Origin of the sequence: Micromonospora sp. RL09-050-HVF-A (assembly GCF_019374995.1) — a bacterium.
GTDB lineage: Bacteria > Actinomycetota > Actinomycetes > Mycobacteriales > Micromonosporaceae > Micromonospora > Micromonospora antibiotica.
Map to the genome: position 1 here is coordinate 3289747 of NZ_JAGKQP010000002.1, position 18626 is coordinate 3308372.

At 75.2% G+C, this 18626-nt stretch carries 15 protein-coding genes; 9 read left to right on the forward strand and 6 right to left on the reverse strand.

Annotation, left to right across the window (positions count from 1 at the left end; translation table 11 throughout):
* Positions 1–69: 69 nt before the first annotated feature.
* From J7462_RS14185 to J7462_RS14200, 4 genes are all read left to right on the forward strand, one after another.
* The gene (locus J7462_RS14185; RefSeq protein WP_219464478.1) at positions 70–1209 is read left to right on the forward strand and encodes a glutamate--cysteine ligase; all 1140 of its coding nucleotides are present in this window, start codon (positions 70–72) and stop codon (positions 1207–1209) included.
* Between the two features lie 39 nt (positions 1210–1248).
* Complete coding sequence (locus J7462_RS14190) at positions 1249–2619, forward strand: FAD-dependent oxidoreductase (protein WP_219464481.1); 1371 nt, start codon at positions 1249–1251, stop codon at positions 2617–2619.
* A gap of 319 nt (positions 2620–2938) precedes the next feature.
* Entirely contained in the window at positions 2939–3709 is a 771-nt protein-coding gene (locus J7462_RS14195; RefSeq protein ID WP_308290902.1) for a hypothetical protein, read from the forward strand.
* Between the two features lie 100 nt (positions 3710–3809).
* Positions 3810–4676 (forward strand): aminoglycoside phosphotransferase family protein, encoded by an 867-nt coding sequence (locus J7462_RS14200; protein ID WP_219464482.1) that lies wholly within the window; start codon positions 3810–3812, stop codon positions 4674–4676.
* Between the two features lies 1 nt (position 4677).
* Here the strand turns inward: J7462_RS14200 and J7462_RS14205 are convergent, their stop codons facing one another.
* Positions 4678–5484, reverse strand: coding sequence for a DNA-formamidopyrimidine glycosylase family protein (locus tag J7462_RS14205; RefSeq protein ID WP_219464483.1), 807 nt, complete (start codon positions 5482–5484; stop codon positions 4678–4680).
* A gap of 329 nt (positions 5485–5813) precedes the next feature.
* Here J7462_RS14205 and J7462_RS14210 point away from each other — a divergent pair, with 329 nt between their 5' ends.
* The 3 genes from J7462_RS14210 to rocD all read left to right on the forward strand — a co-directional run bounded on the left by J7462_RS14210 (position 5814) and on the right by rocD (position 9096).
* The gene (locus J7462_RS14210; RefSeq protein ID WP_219464484.1) at positions 5814–6716 is read left to right on the forward strand and encodes a DMT family transporter; all 903 of its coding nucleotides are present in this window, start codon (positions 5814–5816) and stop codon (positions 6714–6716) included.
* Between the two features lie 353 nt (positions 6717–7069).
* Positions 7070–7885 (forward strand): dimethylargininase, encoded by an 816-nt coding sequence (ddaH, locus tag J7462_RS14215; RefSeq protein WP_208568495.1) that lies wholly within the window; start codon positions 7070–7072, stop codon positions 7883–7885.
* Complete coding sequence (gene rocD, locus J7462_RS14220; protein ID WP_219464485.1) at positions 7882–9096, forward strand: ornithine--oxo-acid transaminase; 1215 nt, start codon at positions 7882–7884, stop codon at positions 9094–9096. Before ddaH ends, rocD begins: the two co-directional genes overlap by 4 nt.
* Before the next feature lie 149 nt (positions 9097–9245).
* On the opposite strand, the gene J7462_RS14225 is transcribed toward rocD, so the two are convergent.
* Both J7462_RS14225 and J7462_RS14230 read right to left on the reverse strand, forming a co-directional pair.
* On the reverse strand, positions 9246–10397 hold the full coding sequence (locus tag J7462_RS14225; RefSeq protein ID WP_219464486.1) for an FHA domain-containing protein: 1152 nt from the start codon (positions 10395–10397) through the stop codon (positions 9246–9248).
* A 119-nt stretch (positions 10398–10516) separates the two neighbouring features.
* Entirely contained in the window at positions 10517–13153 is a 2637-nt protein-coding gene (locus tag J7462_RS14230; RefSeq protein ID WP_219464487.1) for an SCO7613 C-terminal domain-containing membrane protein, read from the reverse strand.
* 372 nt (positions 13154–13525) lie between these two features.
* On the opposite strand from J7462_RS14230, the gene J7462_RS14235 reads away from it, so the two are divergent.
* Complete coding sequence (locus J7462_RS14235; protein WP_219464488.1) at positions 13526–14404, forward strand: hypothetical protein; 879 nt, start codon at positions 13526–13528, stop codon at positions 14402–14404.
* Between the two features lie 62 nt (positions 14405–14466).
* On the opposite strand, the gene cutA is transcribed toward J7462_RS14235, so the two are convergent.
* From cutA to J7462_RS14250, 3 genes are read right to left on the reverse strand one after another with little or no spacing between them, the layout of a single operon-like run.
* Complete coding sequence (gene cutA / locus J7462_RS14240; RefSeq protein WP_208568358.1) at positions 14467–14787, reverse strand: divalent-cation tolerance protein CutA; 321 nt, start codon at positions 14785–14787, stop codon at positions 14467–14469.
* A 52-nt stretch (positions 14788–14839) separates the two neighbouring features.
* On the reverse strand, positions 14840–15859 hold the full coding sequence (locus J7462_RS14245) for a 1-acyl-sn-glycerol-3-phosphate acyltransferase (RefSeq protein WP_219464489.1): 1020 nt from the start codon (positions 15857–15859) through the stop codon (positions 14840–14842).
* Complete coding sequence (locus J7462_RS14250) at positions 15859–16689, reverse strand: patatin-like phospholipase family protein (RefSeq protein WP_208568494.1); 831 nt, start codon at positions 16687–16689, stop codon at positions 15859–15861. Before J7462_RS14250 ends, J7462_RS14245 begins: the two co-directional genes overlap by 1 nt.
* A 192-nt stretch (positions 16690–16881) precedes the next feature.
* On the opposite strand from J7462_RS14250, the gene J7462_RS14255 reads away from it, so the two are divergent.
* Positions 16882–18609, forward strand: a complete 1728-nt coding sequence (locus tag J7462_RS14255; protein WP_219464492.1) for a serine/threonine-protein kinase — start codon at positions 16882–16884, stop codon at positions 18607–18609.
* The last annotated feature ends 17 nt before the right edge of the window (positions 18610–18626 follow it).

The following is an 18626-nucleotide window of genomic DNA, read 5'->3' on the forward strand; positions in this document are numbered from 1 at the left end:
CTGCGGGTAATGGGCCGGACAGCACCGTGGCGAACCCGCCGCGGCGGGACGGGACGGACGGTGATGGCGATGACCAGTGGGGTGGCGGCCGGGGCGGTGGCTCCGGAGCGGACCGGGCCCGACCGGCTCACGGTGGGCGTGGAGGAGGAGTTCCTCCTGGTCGATCCGCACACCGGTGCCGCGGTGCCCGCCGTCGACCTGGTCATGGCGCAGGTGCCGGCCGAACTGCGCGGGCAGGTGGAGCGGGAGTTCCAGACCAGCCAGATCGAGATCGGCAGCCCACCCGGGTTGGAGCTGAGTTCGATCCGGCACTCGCTGGGTGTGCTGCGCGGCGCGTTGGCCGACGCCGCCGAGCGGGCCGGCGTCCGGGTGCTGGCCATCGGCACCGGCCCGGTGGCGGGACCGGTGCCGCCGGTGGTGGACAAGCCCCGCTTCGACCGGATGATCGACCGGTTCCGGCTGCTGGTGCCCGGCCCCGGCAACAACGGCATGCACGTGCACGTGGGTGTCCCGGACCCGGACACCGGTGTGCAGGTGCTCAACCACATCCGGCCGTGGCTGCCGGTGCTGCACGCGATGACCACCAACTCGCCCTTCTCCGAGGGGGTCGACACCGGCTACGCGAGCTGGCGTTCCGTCGAGTGGGAACGCTGGCCGTCGGTCGCGCCCACCCCCTACCTGGAGTCGTACGAGCACTACGAGCGGCTGATCCGGCAGTTGATCGCCAGCGGGGTGATGCTCGACGAGGGGATGCTCTACTGGTACGCCCGGCTGTCGGCGAAGTACCCGACGGTGGAGGTCCGCATCGGTGACGTCTGCCCGTCGGTCGACGACGCGGTGCTGGTGGCGGGGCTGGTCCGGGCGCTGGTCGCCACCGCCATGGACGACGTGGCGGCGGGCCGCCCGTCGGTGAACACCGACCACCACCTGCTGGTGGCCGCGCACTGGCGGGCCGCCCACGACGGGTTGGAGGGCGACGGCGTCGACCTGACCAACGGTGAGCTGCGCCCGGCCTGGGAACTGGTCGACCGGCTCGTCGAGCGGGTCCGCCCTGCCCTGGAGGCGCACGACGACCTGGCCGAGGTCACCGAGCTGCTGGCCACGCTGCGCCGGCACGGCACCGGGGCGGCCCGGCAGCGGGCCGTGTTCGCCCGGTCGGGCCGGCTGGAGGACGTGGTCACCGAGGTAGCCCGGCAGACCCGTGGCTGACCGGCCCGGGGGCGGCCGGCGCGTGGAAGACTGGGCGTCGTGACGGAGCGGCTGATCGTCGTCGGTGGGGACGCCGCCGGGATGGCGGCGGCCTCCCAGGCCCGCCGCCGCCGGGGCGTCGACGACCTGGAGATCGTGGCGTTCGAGCGAGGACACTTCACGTCGTACTCGGCGTGCGGCATCCCGTACTGGATCAGCGGGCTGGTGCAGGAGCGGGACGCGTTGATCGCCCGCGACCCGGCCACCTTCCGCGACGACTTCGCCATCGACGTACGGCTGCGTACCGAGGTCACCGGCATCGACCTCGACCGCAGGGAGGTCACCGCCCGCCGGCTCGACGACGGCGGCGAGGTCCGCGAACCGTTCGACACCCTGATGTACGCCACCGGCTCCGTCCCGAACCTGCCCGACTGGGCGGACGACGACGTCGACGGCATCTTCGGCATCCAGACCCTGGACGACGCGGCGGCGCTGCGGGCCTGGCTGGACGCCGACCCGACGCCGACCCGGGCGGTGGTGGTCGGCGGCGGCTACATCGGGGTGGAGATGGCCGAGGCACTGATCCAACGCGGGCTCGCCGTCACCCTGGTCGAGCGGGGCGAGCAACCGATGGCCACCGTCGACGAGGACATGGCCGGCCTGGTCGCCGACGCGATGCGCGGGCTGGGCGTCGAGATCCGTACCGGTGTCACGGTCAGCGGGGTCGAGCAGCGCGACGGCCGGGTGTCCGCGGTGGTCACCTCCGCCGGCCCGGTGCCGGCCGACGTCGTGGTCCTCGGCCTGGGCGTACGCCCCAACACCGCGCTCGCCGCCGCCGCCGGTCTCCCGCTCGGCCAGACCGGCGGGGTCCGCGTCGACCGCCGGATGCGGGTCGCCGGGGTGCCCGGCGTCTGGGCGGCCGGCGACTGCGTGGAGACCCTGCACCGGGTCACCGGCCTGTCGGTGCACATCCCGCTCGGCACCCACGCCAACAAGCAGGGCCGGGTCGCCGGGATCAACATCGGCGGCGGGTACGCCACCTTCCCCGGGGTGATCGGCACCGCCGTGACGAAGGTGTGCGACCTGGAGGTGGGGCGTACCGGGCTGCGGGAGCGGGACGCCACGGCGGCCGGGTTCGAGTTCGTCTCGGTGATCGCCGAGTCGACGAACCGGGCCGGCTACTACCCGGGGGCCCAGGCGATGACGGTCAAGCTGATCGCCGAACGGCCCACCGGTCGGCTGCTCGGCGCACAGATCGTCGGCCGTTCCGAGGCGGCGAAGCGGATCGACGCGCTGGCCGTGGCGCTGTGGAACGAGATGACGGTGGACGAGATGACCGCCCTCGACCTCGGCTACGCCCCGCCGTACGCGCCGGTCTGGGACCCGGTGCTGATCGCCGCCCGCAAGGCCGTCGACGCCCTCGACCGCTGACCCGCCGCCTCCCGCACCCACGCCGACCACCCCGCCGCACGACGGCGTGCCGCACGACGGCGTGCCGCACGACGGAACATTGTGGAGAGTTGTTGTCGCCCTGGCGACAACAACTCTCCACAATGCGTGGTCTGCTCGTGCGATGCGGATGCCCGGCGACGACGACACGCCGCTCGACTGGCTGCTCTTCACCCAGGCCGGGGTGGTGAGCTGGGCGTAGGCCACCGCCGAACTCACCCCCGCCCGGGTACGGCACCTGCTGGCCACCGGCCGCTGGGAGCGGGTGTGCCGGGGCATCCTGCGCGTCGGCGGTGGCCCGGTGACCGTCGACCAGTCGCGATGGGTGGCGGTGCTGGCCGCCGGTGCCGACGCGGTGCTGGCCGGTCTCGCGGCGGCGCAGGCGGGTGGGCTACGCGGGCGGTGGCGGCACGAGGCGGTGGACGTGCTGATCCCGTACCAACGTCAGGCCCCCGACCTGCTGCGCCGGCTGCCCCTGGGGATGCCTGCGGTGCGGGTACGACGGACCCGGCAGCTCACCGACGGCGACCGGCAGCGGGGGCGGCCGGACCGCACCACGATGGCCCGCTCGCTGATCGACGCGGCCCAGTGGATGCGCGGCGACGACGACGCCCAGTCGGTGCTGGCGGCCGGTTGTCAACAGCGGCGGGTGACCCCCGGCGAACTCGACGCGGTGTCCCGTCGACTGCCCCGCCTGCGCCGGTCGGCGCTGATCCGCACCACCATCGCCGACCTGACCGGCGGTGCGGAGGCGCTGTCCGAGATCGACCTGGTCCGCCTGTGCCGCAGGTATCGGCTGCCCCGGCCCGAATTGCAGGAACGGCGGCGGGACGCCGACGGGCGAACCCGCTACCTGGACGCGTACTGGCGGCAGTGGGGGCTGCACGTCGAGGTCGACGACGCACACCACATGGACGTCCGGCACTGGGCGGCGGACCTGCGCCGACAGAACGGGGTGTGGATCTCCGGGGACCGGATCCTGCGGTTCACCGCTTTCGACGTCCGCCACCGCCCCGACGAGGTCGCGGCCCAACTCCGCGCCGCCCTCACCGCCGCCGGCTGGCACCCCTGACCGTCCCGCTTTCCCGGACGGCTCAACCGGCTTCACTTGATTGTGGAGAGTTGTTGTCGCCAGGGCAGCAACAACTCTCCCCGATCCGCACAATGGGCGGGTGGAGATTCCGGCGGGGTTGTCGTGGGTGCGGCAGACGCCGGAGGGGCGGGAGTGGCTGGCCACGCTGGCCCGGTGGCGGGACGAGTGCGCGCAACAGTGGTCGCTGCGGCTCGGCCCGCCCTTCCCGTACGCGTTCGCCTCGCTGGCGATGCCCGCCGACCTGCCCGACGGCACGCCGGCGGTGCTGAAGTTGCAGTACCCGGACCCGGACAGCCGGCACGAGGCCGACGCGTTGGCGCACTGGGACGGCGAGGCGGCGGTCCGGCTGCTCGCCCACGACCCGCAGCGGCGGGCGCTGCTGGTGGAGCGGTGCCGGCCCGGCTCACCGCTGCACGAACTGCCCGCCGACGAGGCGGTGGACGTGGTGGCCGGCCTGCTGCCCCGGCTGTGGCGGCGGGTGGCCGGGCCGTTCATCCCGCTCGCCGAGGAGGCGACCGGCTGGCGGCACCGGCTGCCGGAGAAGTGGGACCGGGCCGGCCGGCCCTACGAGCGGCGGCTGGTCGACGCAGCGCTCGACCAGCTCGACCGGCTGGTCGACAGCCAGGGCGAGCAGGTGCTGGTCAACCAGGACCTGCACGCCGGCAACGTGCTGCGGGCCACCCGCGAACCGTGGCTGGTGATCGACCCGAAGCCGCTGCTGGGCGAGCGGGAGTTCGCGGTGGTGCCGATCGTGCGCGGCGTCGAGCTGGGGCACTCCCCCGAGGCGGTACGGCGTCGGCTCGACCGGGTCACCGGCGCGCTCGGCCTCGACCGGGACCGGGTGGTCGGCTGGACCATCGCGCACTGCCTCGCCTGGAGCCTGGACGGCGACACGGTCTTCACCAACCAGGTCGAGGTGGCCCGCTGGCTGGTCGACGGCCACTGAGTCAGGGTTGACAGGTGGCGCACCAGTAGAGGTTGCGGCCGGCCAGCCCGCCCCGACTGACCGGGCCGCCGCAGATGTGACACGGGGCGCCGTCGCGGCGGTAGACGTACACCTCGCCGCCGTGCCGGTCGACCCGGGCGGGGCGGCCCATCGCCTCGGGCAGGTGGGCGTCGCGGACGGTGTCGATCCGGCCGCGCGTCACCGCCAGCGTCATCAGCGCCACCAGGTCGGCCCAGAGCGCCGCCCAGCCGGCCGGGATGAGCTGCCGGCCGGGCAGCATCGGCCGCAGGCCGGCCCGGAACAGCGCCTCGGTCACGAAGATCAGCCCGGTGCCGGCGACCACCGACTGGTCGAGCAGCAGCGCGGCCAGCGGGGTCGGGCTGCGGCCGATCCGGGCGTACGCCCGGTCGGGGTCGGCGTCGGCGCGCAGCGGATCCGGGCCGAGCCGGCCGCGCAACGCCGCCACCTCGGGCGGGGTGAGCAGTTCACAGGCGGCGGGTCCACGCAGGTCGAGCCAGTGCCGGTCGCTGGCCAGCCGCAACCGGACCTGCCCCACCGGTACGGGCGGTTCGCCGTCGCCGTCGGTGAACCTGCCGTACAGGCCCAGGTGGACGTGCAGGGTGCGCTCGTCGGCGTGGTGGTGCAGCAGGTGCTTGCCGTACGCCTCGGTGCCGTGCAGGACGGTGCCGGAGATCAGGGCGGCACCGTCGGCGAAGCGGTCCTGCGGGCTGCTGGCGGTGACCTTGTCTCCGGCGAACAGCTCGGCGTGCCGGGCCGCCAGCCGGTGGATGGTGTGTCCCTCTGGCACGGGCACCAAGGGTAGTCAGGCGACCGGACCCCACCGACGCCGGTGCCCCGCCCCGGCCCGCACCGCCCCGGCCGGCACCGCCCCAGCCCAGCCCAGCACGGCACGGCACGGCCCAGCCCGACACGGCCCGGCCCGGCCCGGCCCAAGCCCAGCCCGACACGGCCCGGCACGACACGGTCCGGGCGGCTCGGCACGGCCCGGTCCGGCTCGGCACGGCCCGGTCCGGCGCGGTGGTGTGTGGTCGATGGACGTGCGGGGTACATCCAGATCGTTCCCGCGTGGCGGCCACCGACCCTTCCGAGGGCTCCACGCATCGACAAGGAGGTGTGGTGGTGAACGTTCCTTCGCTCCTGCGTCGTCGTACGGCGCAGGACAGCAACGGTGACGGGGTGGTCGACGCGCGCGGCGACCAGCCGGTGGTGACGGACCGGGACGCCGAGCGGGCGACGTACCGCAGCGGGTCGCTGGCCACCGACGGTGAGCGCGACGCCGATGTGGCGCGACGCAGCGCCGAGCGTGCGGACGCCACCCGGCGTGGCGTCGACGGCCGCGTCGACGCGGGCGGGTCCGACCCGGATGCGGAGCGGCGGGCGGCGGAGCGCGGCGCGCTGGCGCGGGCGGCGACCGCCCGCAGCGCCGTCGACGGCAGCCGCAGCGCCGCCGCCCGACCCGGCACGGTCGACGAGGAGCCCCGGACGCCGACCGACCCGATCCGGGTCGCCGACGCCGGCCCGGTACGCACCGCACCGCGCCCGGTGGACGCGGACCGCCCGACCGACCGGGACCGGGCGACGCCCGCCGACCGGACGGCACCCGCCGCACCGGCCGGCGTCCCCACCCCGACCACCGACCGGGACCGGGTGGCCGCCGACGAGGTCCGCCCGGAGCCGCCGGTGGTGGCCGGTCCGAAGCCGAGGACGAGCCTGCTCGCCACCCTCGGCCTGATCGTGTCGGTGGTGGGCGCGGCGTTCGTGCTCACCGGTTCCCTGGCCGGGTACGGCATCGCGCTCGGCGCGCTCGGCGCGGTGTTCTCGGTGCTGGGCCTGATCGCGACCCGCCGTCGGCACGTGGCCGGTACGACGGACGCGCTGGTCGGCGTGTTGGTCGGCCTGGCCGCGGTGGTGCTGGGCGTGCTCGCCTTCACCGGCCAGTTCGACTGGCCGACCACCGACGGCGACTGGGTGGCCCGGTTCCGGGAGTGGCTTGACTCACAGTTTGTGGACCGGTTCTGAGGGCACATTTGATCTCGCCGGCGGTTCGCCGGCGACGTTGGACCAGCCGGTTCGCCGGCACCGCCCGACCAGTCTGGTGGTTCACCAGCCGGGCACCCACTCGTTCGGGGGCAGCGGTTCGCCGCCACCGATGCGCACAGGGGCCGTCACTCCCGCCGGGGTGACGGCCCCTTCGCTGTGCGCTGCCACGCAACGGATCGCCGTCGCGGTCGGACCACACGCAACGAACCGCTGCCGTACGCAAGTCTCGGCGGTGGTTGCCGCACCCCCGGGGCACATACCGTTGAGCCACGGCGCCAGCCCGTGGGCCACGGAGGCCGGGCGCGCCCGACCCCAGGAGCAGGACAATGACGATGGACGCCACCAGCCAGCGCTTCCTGATGTGCCGGCCGACGTACTTCGCCGTCGACTACGCCATCAACCCGTGGATGGACCCGACCGCACCGGTCGACACCGCGCTGGCGATCCGGCAGTGGGAGCAGCTGCGCCGCACCTACCTCGACCTCGGCCACACCGTCGAGCTGATCGACCCGGTCGCCGGCCTGCCCGACATGGTCTTCGCCGCCAACGGTGGCACGGTCATCGGGGACCGGGCGATGGCGGTGCAGTTCCGCGACCCGCAGCGCGCCGACGAGGCCCCCGCCTACCGGGCCTGGTTCGAGGCCGCCGGCTTCGAGGTGTACGACCCGAAGCACGTCAACGAGGGCGAGGGGGACGTGCTGCTGGTCGGCGACCACCTGCTCGCCGGCACCGGGTTCCGTACCGCGCACGCCTCACACGCCCAGTTGCAGGAGGTCTTCGGTCACCCGGTGGTCACCCTGCAACTGGTCGACCCGCGCTTCTACCACCTGGACACCGCGCTGACCGTGCTCGACGAGCGGACCGTGGCGTACCTGCCGGAGGCGTTCTCCCCCGGCAGCCGGGCGGTGCTGCGCCGGCTCTTCCCGGACGCCGTCCACGCCACCATGGCCGACGCCGAGGTGCTCGGCCTCAACGCGGTCGGCGACGGCCGGCACGTGGTGCTGCCCGCGCAGGCCACCGGGCTGGCCGCCAAGCTGCGCGACCGGGGTTACCAGACCATCGGTGTCGACCTGTCCGAGCTGCGCAAGGCCGGCGGCGGACCGAAGTGCTGCACGTTGCGACTCCGTCAGGGAAAGGCGAGCCAGTGATCGAGGACATGCTGCGGACCCCGTCCGCCGTCCGGGACGCGGAGCGGTACACCGCGCACAACTACCACCCGCTGCCGGTGGTGATCTCCTCCGCCGAGGGCGCCTGGCTCACCGACGTGGACGGCCGTCGCTACCTGGACTGCCTGGCCGGCTATTCGGCGCTGAACTTCGGCCACCGGCACCCCACCCTGATCCGGGCCGCCCACGAGCAGCTCGACCGGCTCACCCTCACCAGTCGGGCGTTCATCCACGACCAGTTCGCCGACTTCTGCCGGGAGCTGGCCGCGCTCTGCGGCAAGGACCTGGTGCTGCCGATGAACACCGGCGCCGAGGCGGTGGAGACCGGCATCAAGGTGGCCCGCAAGTGGGGCTACCAGGTCAAGGGGGTCACCCCGGGGCAGGCCAACATCATCGTGGCCGACGGGAACTTCCACGGCCGGACCACCACCATCGTCAGTTTCTCCACCGACGACGACGCCCGCGCCGACTTCGGGCCGTACACGCCCGGGTTCATCGTGGTGCCCTACGGCGACCTGGCGGCGTTGGAGGCGGCGATCGACGAGAACACCGTGGCGGTGCTGCTGGAGCCGATCCAGGGCGAGCAGGGCGTGGTGCTGCCGCCGGACGGTTACCTGCCGGGCGTACGCCGGGTCTGTACCGACCGCAACGTGCTGTTCGTCGCCGACGAGATCCAGTCCGGTCTGGGTCGTACCGGGCGCACCTTCGCCTGCGAGCACGAGGGTGTCGTGCCGGACCTGTACCTGCTGGGCAAGGCGCTCGGCGGCGGCATCGTGCCGGTCTCCGCGGTGGCCGGGAACGCGGACGTGCTCGGGGTGCTCAAGCCGGGCCAGCACGGCTCGACCTTCGGCGGCAACCCGCTCGCCTGCGCGGTCGCCACCGAGGTGGTCCGGCTGCTGGCCACCGGCGACTTCCAGCGCCGCTCCACCGAGCTGGGCGAACGGCTGCGGGCCGGGCTGGAGGGGCTGCTCGGCAAGGGTCTGGTGGCGGTACGGGTGCGTGGGCTGTGGGCCGGGGTGGACATCGATCCGACGCTGATGACCGGCCGGCAGGCGTGTGAGCGGCTGATGGAGCGGGGCGTGCTCGCCAAGGACACCCACGGCTCGACGATCCGGCTGGCCCCACCGCTGGTGATCACCGCCGACGAGATCGACCACGCGGTGGCGCAGCTCGCCGCGGTGCTGGCCGGCTGAGCCGCGTACCCACGGCGGGTGTCGGGTCGACGCCCGCCGTGGCGGCACACCTTGCCGTGGCGGCCCGCCGGTCACCGTGGCGGCCCGCCGGGGCATGTGAGCCGACGACCGGCCGGTCTGCGCGACCGGTCGGTCAGGGCGACCACCGGTCAGTTGCGGGGCAGCCGCATCGCCATGGTGGGTGCCTCGGCCATCACCGAGGTCGGGGTGAACGCCGCGCCGGTGGGCAGTTCCCGGGCCCGGCCGACCTGCACCCCCGGGTACAGCTCCACCATGTCCGCGCCGCCGAGCACCCGGGACTGCTTCGGTGCCAGCGGGACCCGCTCCGCCTCGGCCATCGAGCCGTTCGGCCGGATGCCGGAGCCGTTGGTGCTCACGTCGGTGACGATCACCTCGCCGACCCGCAGCTCGAACCGGACGTGTGCCCGGCTGATCCACCGTCGCGTCTCGTCGTTGAGCCACTGGCCGAGCATCACGCCACCGGGCTCCTCGGGCGCCCGGCCGACCGTCACCGGCTGGTCCTCGGTGAGGACGAAGCGGCGACGGATCAGGCCACCGATCCGGATCGCCAGCACCTCGCTGCGCGGGCGCGGCCCGGCGTCGGAGAGCCGGGCACCGTGCCGGGGGCAGGTCGGCACACCCTGCCGCAGGGCCGGCGGCGGCTGGCCGGCCGGGGCACGGTCCACCCGGGCCAGGTCGGCGAACGCCCCGCCGCCCCCACCGCCGCCGAAGAGCGCGCAGCCCGGTTCCGGGCACCGCCACTGTCGGGCCAGCAACTGCCCACCGACCGGGGAACGGTCCCCCTCGACCGGGGTGTGCCCGCCGCCGACGTGCGCGACGAAGGCCGGGCCGCCGGCACCGGGCACCGGGGCGACCACCCGCCCCGGCTGTTCCACCAGCCAGGGGAACCGGCCGCGCAGCCCGTCGAACCGGATCCGGCTGACCACCGGCAGGCCGAGCAGGTCGGCCACCTCCAGCATCCGGTCACCCGGGTTGTCGAGCACCTCGACCAGGCCGTCGTCGGCCCACCGGCGGACCACCATCCGCTCGTTGGAGGTGAGGTCGGCGTCGGAGAGCAGCGCCCGGTGCACGATCGCGTAGACCGGGACGCTGTCCTCGGCCAGCTCGCGGGAGAGCGCGTCGATCACCATGCCGAGCCGCAGCAGGCTGGCCGGACGCCCGCCGTCGAGATCCTGGTAGCGGATCACCTCGGCCAGGTCCAGCACCGCTCGGGCCAGGGACGGATCGGTGCAGACCCGCCCCTCGATGGCGTCCAGCACCTTGCTGATCTCGAATCTCATCGCGCGCTCCGGAGGATCTCGTCGCTCTGCCGGGCCGCCACCGCCGGCCCGGTCGGCGTCTGCGCGCCGGCTCGGCGGTGCGCAGGCGCTGCCTTGGCACGACCCTACCGGTGGGCGGCTCAGCCCATCCGGCCCACCGCCGCCCGCAGCCGGCTCACATCCCGCCGACGCCGCTCGTAGGTGGCCGCGAGCGTGATCAACGCCAGCCCGCCGACGGCCAGGTAGATCCAGCGGGGCAGCAGGTCCCAGCCCCGGACCAGTTCGTGCAGCGCGAGCAGGACGAGGCTGCCGCCGCCGAGCACCACCGGCGCCTGCCAGCGCCGGACCGCGCCGACCAGCACCACGCCCAGCGCGGCACCGCCCAGCAGCAGCCGCCGCCAGGGCTGCGGGTCCGCCGCCACCAGCACCGACACCAGACTGGGCAGCAGAGCGGCGGCGAGCCCGGGGCCGAGGGCCAGCCAACTGGTCAACCCGGGCCGGCTCCGCAGCGCCAGCAGGCCGGCCACCAACGTCAGCCCGGCCACCGGCAGGGTGTACGCCTCCAGCAGCACCACCTCGCCGCTGATCAGCAGCAGCCACGCGCCGAGCAGTTCACTGCCACCGGCCACCGCCCCGAAGACCCACCGCTGGCCGGCCGACTGACCCGGGTACAGCACCCGCAGCGCCACGGCGGCCCCCCAGAGCACGCAGATCACCGCCGCGTGTCGGATCGCACCGACGGTGAGCAGCAGGGCGAGCACGGCCACCGCCTGCGCGGCGGCCTCCAACGCCCGTACGGTGAGCGACCCGCGCCGGGCCAGCAGGGGTGCGCCGAGCAGCACCGCCACCGCCACCACGAGCACCGGGAACCCGGCCGTCCGGGTCGGCAGGCCGGCGGCCAGGGGCGCGGTCAACGCGAAGGAGGTGGCCGCCGCGACCGTGGTCAGGCAGCCGAGCAGCCGTACTCCGGGCCGCCTGCCGACCGCACCGATCACCGCCGTCACGATCACCAGCAGGGCCAGCGCGGCCAACGTACCGGCCCGGGTGGCGAGCAGCCCGACCAGGCCGAAGAACGTCCACAGCAGACCGATCGGGGTGGTGACCGGCACCAGCAGTTCCCCGCCACGCCGGTGGCCCACCGGCGGTCCACCCGCTGTCGGTGCCGCGCCGGAACCGGGCCCACCCGGGACAGCCGCAGGCGGGGTGGCCGTGGCAGCGGGGGCGGTCCGAACCGGGCCGGCGAGCGCGGCGGTGAGCAGCGCCGCGCTGCCGACGAGCAGGACCACCGCCGGCACCACCGGCCAGGGTGCGGGGCCGACGAGCAGCAGCACGGGCAGCGCCGCCGCCCCGAACGGCAGCGCGGCCACGGCCGACCCGGACCGGCGGCCGGTGTACCGGTGGACGAGCAGCGCGGCGGTGAGGGCGAGGACCAGCAGCGCCACACCGACCGCCGGGGCACCCGACGCGCCGTCCCCGGTCGGCACCCCCGACCAGGGTCGGACCGGGTCACCGTAGGGGGCGACCAACGCGGTGAGGGTCAGCGGAGCGGCGGCGACCAGGGCCAGCCCGGCCAGGCCGACGCCGACCACCCGGCCGGTCGTCACCGCAGCGGTACGCCGTTCGGCCAGCACCAGCATGCCGAGCGCCGCCGCGGCATAGAGGGCCAACGACTCCCCACCCGGTACGACGGTCGGCGTGACCACGGCGGCCAGCGCCACGGCGAGCGCGGTGCCGGCGTACCCGTCGAGGTCGGGACGGCGGCGACGGAGCGCGAGCAGCGGGACCAGCAGCAGCACGGCGGCGGCGAACCCGACCCGCAGCTGCCACCAGGCCGGCGACCCGGCGGCCCGCAGCGCGACCGCAGCGCCGGCCGGCACGGTGAGCAGGGCGACCGTCAGGGCGACCCCGGCGACCCGGGCCGCGACGGCGTTCGCCGGGCGGGGGGGCAGCGCCACCGCCAGCCCGACGACCAGTACCACCCCGAGTGCCGCCAGCAGCCCCACCGGTTCTGCCGCCGCCACCAGCAGGCCGTGCCCGAGCAGCACGGCGGCACCGGCCGCGCCGACCAGCACCGTCGCGGCACGACGGCACCGCAGCACCGCCACCGGCAGCAGTGCCGCCCCGACGACCAGGTCGACCGCGAGGGTGGCCGGCCACGGCGTGGTGGTCACCGCCGGTAGCGCGGCGGCGGTGACCACCACGCCCAGCAGTACGGTCACCGGACGGGCCGTCCTCGACAGCAGCAGGAGGCCGGCGCCGACGGTGAGCAGGGCGGTGAGCGGGAGCTGCCAGCCCCACGGGAGATCGGGACCCGCGGCGGCCCCCTGCCAGGCGGGCAGCGACCGGCCCACCGCGAGCGCCGCGAGGGAACCGGTGGCGAGCACGGTGACCTGGGCCGCACCGGCCGCCACCAGCAGCGCGCCGACCCGGGGGCCGGTGCGGTGCCGCTGCGGCAGCAGCCGGACGCCGCCGGCCAGAGCGGCCGCCACCAGGCCGACGGCGAGCAGCAGGAACCCGGCCCGCAGCTCGGCCACCGGCCGCAGCATCGCGACGGCGAGCAACGGCACCAGCAGCCCGGTGGTGAGCTGGCGGAACACCCCGGCACCCGCGACCCGGGCCGCACCGGCCAGGACCAGGCCGACGAGCAGCATCGGCAGGCCGGCCAGCAGCGGCTGACCGCCGGCCCGGCCGAGCACCAGCGGCACCAGCGCGCAGCTCGCGGCGACCGTCGTCGCGGCACCGAAGCCGAGCCAACCGAGCACCCGGCCGGCGAGCACGGCGGTGGAACCGGGCGGTCCGGCGACCGGCCCCCGCCGGCCGCCGGTCCCCCGTCCGCCGGGACGGTGGTGGCGCCCGACCCCCCGGCGGGCACCACCACCGCTTCCCCGGGACCCGCAGCGGCCGGAGCCGCCCCGGGTGGCACCGCTCCGGCCAGTGGCGGAGCGGCGGGATCAGGCCCGGCCGGCACCGGGCGGTTCGCTGCCGACCCGGTGACCGCCGGGACCGGGCCGGTCGGAACCGGGCCGGTCGGAACGGCGAGCGGGGCCGGGCCGGTCGGAACGGCGAGCGGGGCCGGCGAGCGGCGGCGCAGCGCGACCACCACCGCAAGGTCGAGCAGCGCCACCCCGAGGAACGTCAGCGTCCAACCGGTGGCTCCGGGCCGGGACTGCGCCACCGCCAGCGGCAGCACCGGCTGGACGACGAACAGCGCCGCGAACCACGGCACGGTGAGCCGGCTGAGCAGGGCGTACCCGGTGGCGACCGCCGCGCTGAGCCCGGTGACCAGGGCGGCGTACCGGGTACCCGACCAGTCGGCGGTGCCGAGCAGGTTCACCGACCAGGCGGCGTACCCGTCGAGGACCACCAGCAGCAGACCCACCGCCGCGAACGTCTCGGCGGTGCCGCGCAGGCCGCGCCACTTCGCCACCAGCGGCACCGCCAGGGCGAGCGCGGTGAACCCGGCCAGGATCAGCGCCCGGCCCGCCACCCCCACCGCCGCCCAGGCGACCGCGGTGAAGACCACCGCCGCCGTGCCCAGCAGCAGGCCACCGAGGACGAACAGCAGCCACTGGATCGTCCGGGTCGAGGTCTCCGGGCGGCCCGGCGTACCCACGGGTGGGGGTCCGGACCCGGCGGGCGGCACGGACCCGCCGGACCCGACGACACCGCCGGGACGCACCGGGACCACCGGGCGCGCGGCCGGGACGACCGGGTGGCCTGCCGGACGAACAGCCGGCGGGACGGGACGTCCGGCCGGCGCGGGTACGCGGACCGCCGCACCGACCGGGACCGGCGCGGGGATCTCCCGGCGGATCCGGGCCGCCAGTTCCGCCCGCTGGCGCTGCGCCGCGAGCAGGCGCGCGCCGAGCCCCTGGTACGCCTCCCGGGCCCGCTCCACCTCCCGGCCGAGCGAAACGATCTCCCGGTCCAGCCGGACCACCTCGGCGGCGGGCGGGTACGGCCCGAACCCGCAACCGACGCACCCGCGGGTCAGTTCGGCGGGCGCACCGCAGCGGGGGCAGGGGTAACCGGTGTTCTGCACCCGGCCATCCTGCCGGTGGGCGGCAACCCCTGGCCAGAGTGCCCGTACCTAGGTACGGGTGTTCTCGTGCACCCAGAGCGCGTACGCCGGGTCGCCGCTGTCCACCCGGGTGACCAGGATCTCGGGCACCTCGTAGGGATGGTTGGCCCGGATCTGGCCGACCAGCGCGGTGGCCCGGTCCGGGGCGGTCTTGAACTGCACCGACCATTCGGTGCTGGTCTCCACCCCGGCCCGCCACCAGTACGTGCTGTCGACCTGGCCGCCGACCTGGGCGCAGGCGGCCAGCCGCCCGGCCACCGCGGCAGCCGCCATCAGGTCCGCGACGGAGCGCGAGTCCACCACCGTCGTCACCACGCAGATCTGGTCCACCTGCGCACCCTACGTGGGATCGGCGGCGAAACGGTCGACCGTCACGGTGCGTTCACTCAGCGGTCACGCCGTCCCGGTTGGCGGCGATCCACCTGTCGATCCGGTCCCACCAGTCGAAGAGCCAGTCGATCCGTTCCTGCCGGCCGGTCGGGACGTCCTCGGGCGGCACCGACCAGAACCGCATCACGATCCGTTTGTCCATCGGCAGCTCCCGCCACACGTCGGCGACGGTGAGCATCCGGTCCAGGCCGGTGTGCGCCACGAAGATCACGCCGGCCTCGGGTGCGGCGTCCAGGGCGGCGAGCACCCCGCCGGGCTGCGGGGCGAGCACGTGCTGCATCCGCTCGGCGCGCACCGCCATCCGCTCCAGCCCGAGCGCGCGGAGCCGGTCGATGGCCCGTACGCGTCGGCCGGGGGTGAAGTTGCCGCCCTCCGGGAAGATCACGAAGGCGTCGTCGTCGTCCAGGCCGGTGGCGAGGTGGCCGATCTGCCGGACCGCCGCGTCCCGGCCGTCACCGGCGGCGACGAACCGGTTGGGCAGGCGGTTGAGCAGCACGTCGATCGCCGGGTCCCACTGGAGCGCCTCCTTGAGCACGATCCGGGGCTCCCGCTGGAACCAGTTGACCAGGGAGTGGATCAGGATGAACGAGTCACCCGGGCCGGCGTGCCGGCAGAGCACCAGCTCCGGCCGGCCCGGCAGGGCGGTGTCCGGGTCGGTGCCGACCACGTCGATGCTCAGCCGCAGCGTCCACCGGGCCTGCCAGAACAGCACCCGCAGGAACCAGCCGGCGAGCACGTAGTGTGCCCGCTGGAAGGACGGCGTGCGCTTCCACCGGCCGAATCCGGAGGCCAGCCACAGCACGAAGAGGGCGACCAGTGCGGCGGCGTCCCAGACCAGGTAGACGCACCCGATCCAGAGCAGCCGCAGCGGGCGCAACCGGCCCGGCACGAACGGCGACGCGGCCAGCGCGAGCAGCGCCCAGACCGGCACCGCGGTCAGCACCGTGACCGCGAGCAGGATCACCCCGGGTGCGAACAACAGCCGGCGTACCCACCGAGGGGGCAGCGGCATCAGCGGTCCAGGCTCGCCAGGTAGTGCCGGGAGGCGGTGTAGGCGCGGCTGATCCGCCGTCCCACCGCCGCCATGTCCCGGTAGGCCCACGGGCTGTCGTCGCGTGGTTCCAGCCCGCCGGTCGGCAGCACGTGCACCCGTACCCCCTCGGGCAGGGCCGCCATCTCCCGGGCGAACCGGTGCCGGCGGGCGATCTCGAATGCGACCTGGGCGATCTCCCACGGTCGGCGGGGCGGCGTCAGCTCCCGCTCGATCCGCCCCACCTGGAGGACGAAGATCTGCGTCGCGCCGACCGCGACCGCCTCGCCGATCGGGATGGAGTTGACGATCCCGCCGTCTATGTAGTGCTGGCCGTCGATCTGTGCCGGCGGCAGCAGCCCCGGTACGGAGGCGGAGGCGAGCACCGCCGGCACCAGCGGTCCGGTGTGGAACCAGTGTTCGGCGGCCCGCTCGATGTTGGCCGCGCAGCAGCGGAACGGCACCTTCAGGTCGGCGAAGGTGGTGTCCGCGCCCAGCTCCCCCTCCAGCAGCTTGCGCAGCGGCCGGGGCGAGTGCAGGTGGGTACGGGCGGCGAAGCGGCGCAGTTGCCGGGCGACCGAGTCGCCGTACACCTCGCTCGCCTCCGGGGACGCCCACAGCCGGACCAGCCGGTCGGTGACCGCCTCGGACGGGTCGGCGGCGACCAAAGCGCCGTTGACCGCGCCGATCGAGGTGCCGAGCACGACGTCGGGGCGGATCCGGGCCCGGAACAGGGCACGCAGCATGCCCACCTCGACCGCGCCGAGCACTCCCCCGCCGCCGAGCACGAACGCCACCGGACCGCCACTCATGTCGTTCATCCTGGCACGCCACCGCCCGTGCCTGCCGGCGCAGCCGCTGGTCACCGGCGTCGATCAGGAACCGGTGGCGGTGGGCGAAACGGCCACTGCAGAGGGTCACCGGACAAATGGACAACCGTTGACAGGGGGGACACATTCGCGCAACCTGACACCACCCCGAACCCCAGGCAGGTGCGAACACTGATGGCAGCCCTGAACGCCGGTAGGTTGCTGGCCCGCAGGTACCGGCTCCTCGACAGGATCGGGGCCGGCGGGATGTCGGTGATCTGGCGGGCCCGCGACGAGGTGCTGGACCGGGTCGTCGCGGTCAAGGTGCTCGCGCCGTCGCTGGCCGCCGACGCCCGCTTCCGGGACATGGTCCGCGAGGAGGCCCGGTCGGCCGCCCAACTGGTCCACCCGCACGTGACCGCGGTGCACGACTACGGCGAGGCGCTCGCCCCGGACGGCGAGATCACCTCGTTCGTGGTGATGGAGCTGCTCACCGGCGAGGAGCTGGAGCACCGGCTGAGCGAGGGCCCGCTGCCCTGGCCGGAGGCGGTCGAGGTGGGCGCCCAGGTCGCCGAGGCGTTGGCGGCGGCGCACCGGCTGGGCATCGTGCACCGGGACATCACCCCGGCGAACGTGATGATGACCCGGACCGGGGCGAAGGTGCTCGACTTCGGCATCGCCACCCAGGTCGGCACCCCCGACGACGACGAGGACGGGGGCACCTTCGGCACCCCGGCGTACGTGGCCCCGGAACGCCTGGACGGGGCGCCGGCCCAGCCGTCGACCGACGTCTACTCCCTCGGCGTGCTGCTCTACGAGACGCTGACCGGCCATCCGCCGTACCCGGCGGAGACCTGGGAACAGCTCGCCGACGCGATCGTCGACGAGACACCACCGTCGCTGGACGGCGTACCGGGGCTGCCTCCGGTGGTGGTGGACGTCTGCCTGCGCTGCCTGGCCCGGGACCCGCACGACCGGCCGACCGCGCACCAGGTCGCCACCGCGCTGCGGGACCAGCTGCTGCCCGGTGATCCGCAGGCGGCCACCATGCTCTCCCCCACGGTCACCCTGCCCGCACTGGCCGGCACGCCGGGCGCGGCGTCGGGCGTCGGTGCGGCTTCGGGGGTGGGCGCAGTGGCCGGCGTCGGTGCGGCCGGCACCGGCATCCCGGGGGCCGGGCTGGCCGGGGCGGGGTCCGGCGACGCAGCCGGCGACCGGTCCCCCGCAGGCGGGCCGCCGGGCCCTGGCGCGGCGGACGGCCGGCACACCGCCTACGGCGCGGCGAACAACGGCGCAGGTGGCACGGCCAACGGTGGCGCAGGTGCCGGCGGCACGGGGAACGGTCGTGCGGCGACCGGGCCCGCCGAGCCGGAGCCGGAGCTGCCGCCGTCGCGGCGGCCGTTGGTGGCGGTGGGCGCGCTGGTGGTGTTCACCGTCGCGGCGGTCCTCCTGCTCGCCCCGCTGCTGGAGCCGGGGACCCACACCACCCCGCCGGTCGCCCGGCAGACCGAGGCCCCGGCGACGGAGCCGTCGCTGCCGCGCACCCAGCCACCGGCGGACCCCACCGCGCAGCCGGCCCCCCGGCGGGCCACCACGACGCCCACACCGCCCCGCCCACAGCCCACCACCACCCCCGACGGCGGGCAGGGCGGCGGCGGGTTGACCGAGGCGGCCGACCGGATGCGTCAGCTGATCGACGACGGGGTCCGCACCGGCGAGGTCCGCGAGGACGTCGGCCTGGACCTGCGCAACGTGCTCGCCAACCTGACCCGGTCCGCCGCCGAGGGCCAGTCCGACGTGCCCGCGCAGGCGACCGCGCTCCGCGAGAAGGTCACCCGCCGGATCGACGAGGGTGGCATCACCGCGGCGTACGGCCGGCAACTCGAAGCCGCCGCCCGGAAACTGGCCGCGACCGCCGTCTGACGCCCCGCGCCGGCACC

Bases quoted from the DNA above. Each gene is read 5' to 3' on its own strand.
- J7462_RS14185 (WP_219464478.1), top strand. From the start codon at position 70: ATGACCAGTGGGGTGGCGGCCGGGGCGGTGGCTCCGGAGCGGACCGGG.
- ddaH (WP_208568495.1), top strand. From the start codon at position 7,070: ATGGACGCCACCAGCCAGCGCTTCCTGATGTGCCGGCCGACGTACTTC.
- J7462_RS14225 (WP_219464486.1), bottom strand. From the start codon at position 10,397: ATGAGATTCGAGATCAGCAAGGTGCTGGACGCCATCGAGGGGCGGGTC.
- J7462_RS14245 (WP_219464489.1), bottom strand. From the start codon at position 15,859: ATGCCGCTGCCCCCTCGGTGGGTACGCCGGCTGTTGTTCGCACCCGGG.
- J7462_RS14250 (WP_208568494.1), bottom strand. From the start codon at position 16,689: ATGAGTGGCGGTCCGGTGGCGTTCGTGCTCGGCGGCGGGGGAGTGCTC.
- J7462_RS14255 (WP_219464492.1), top strand. From the start codon at position 16,882: ATGGCAGCCCTGAACGCCGGTAGGTTGCTGGCCCGCAGGTACCGGCTC.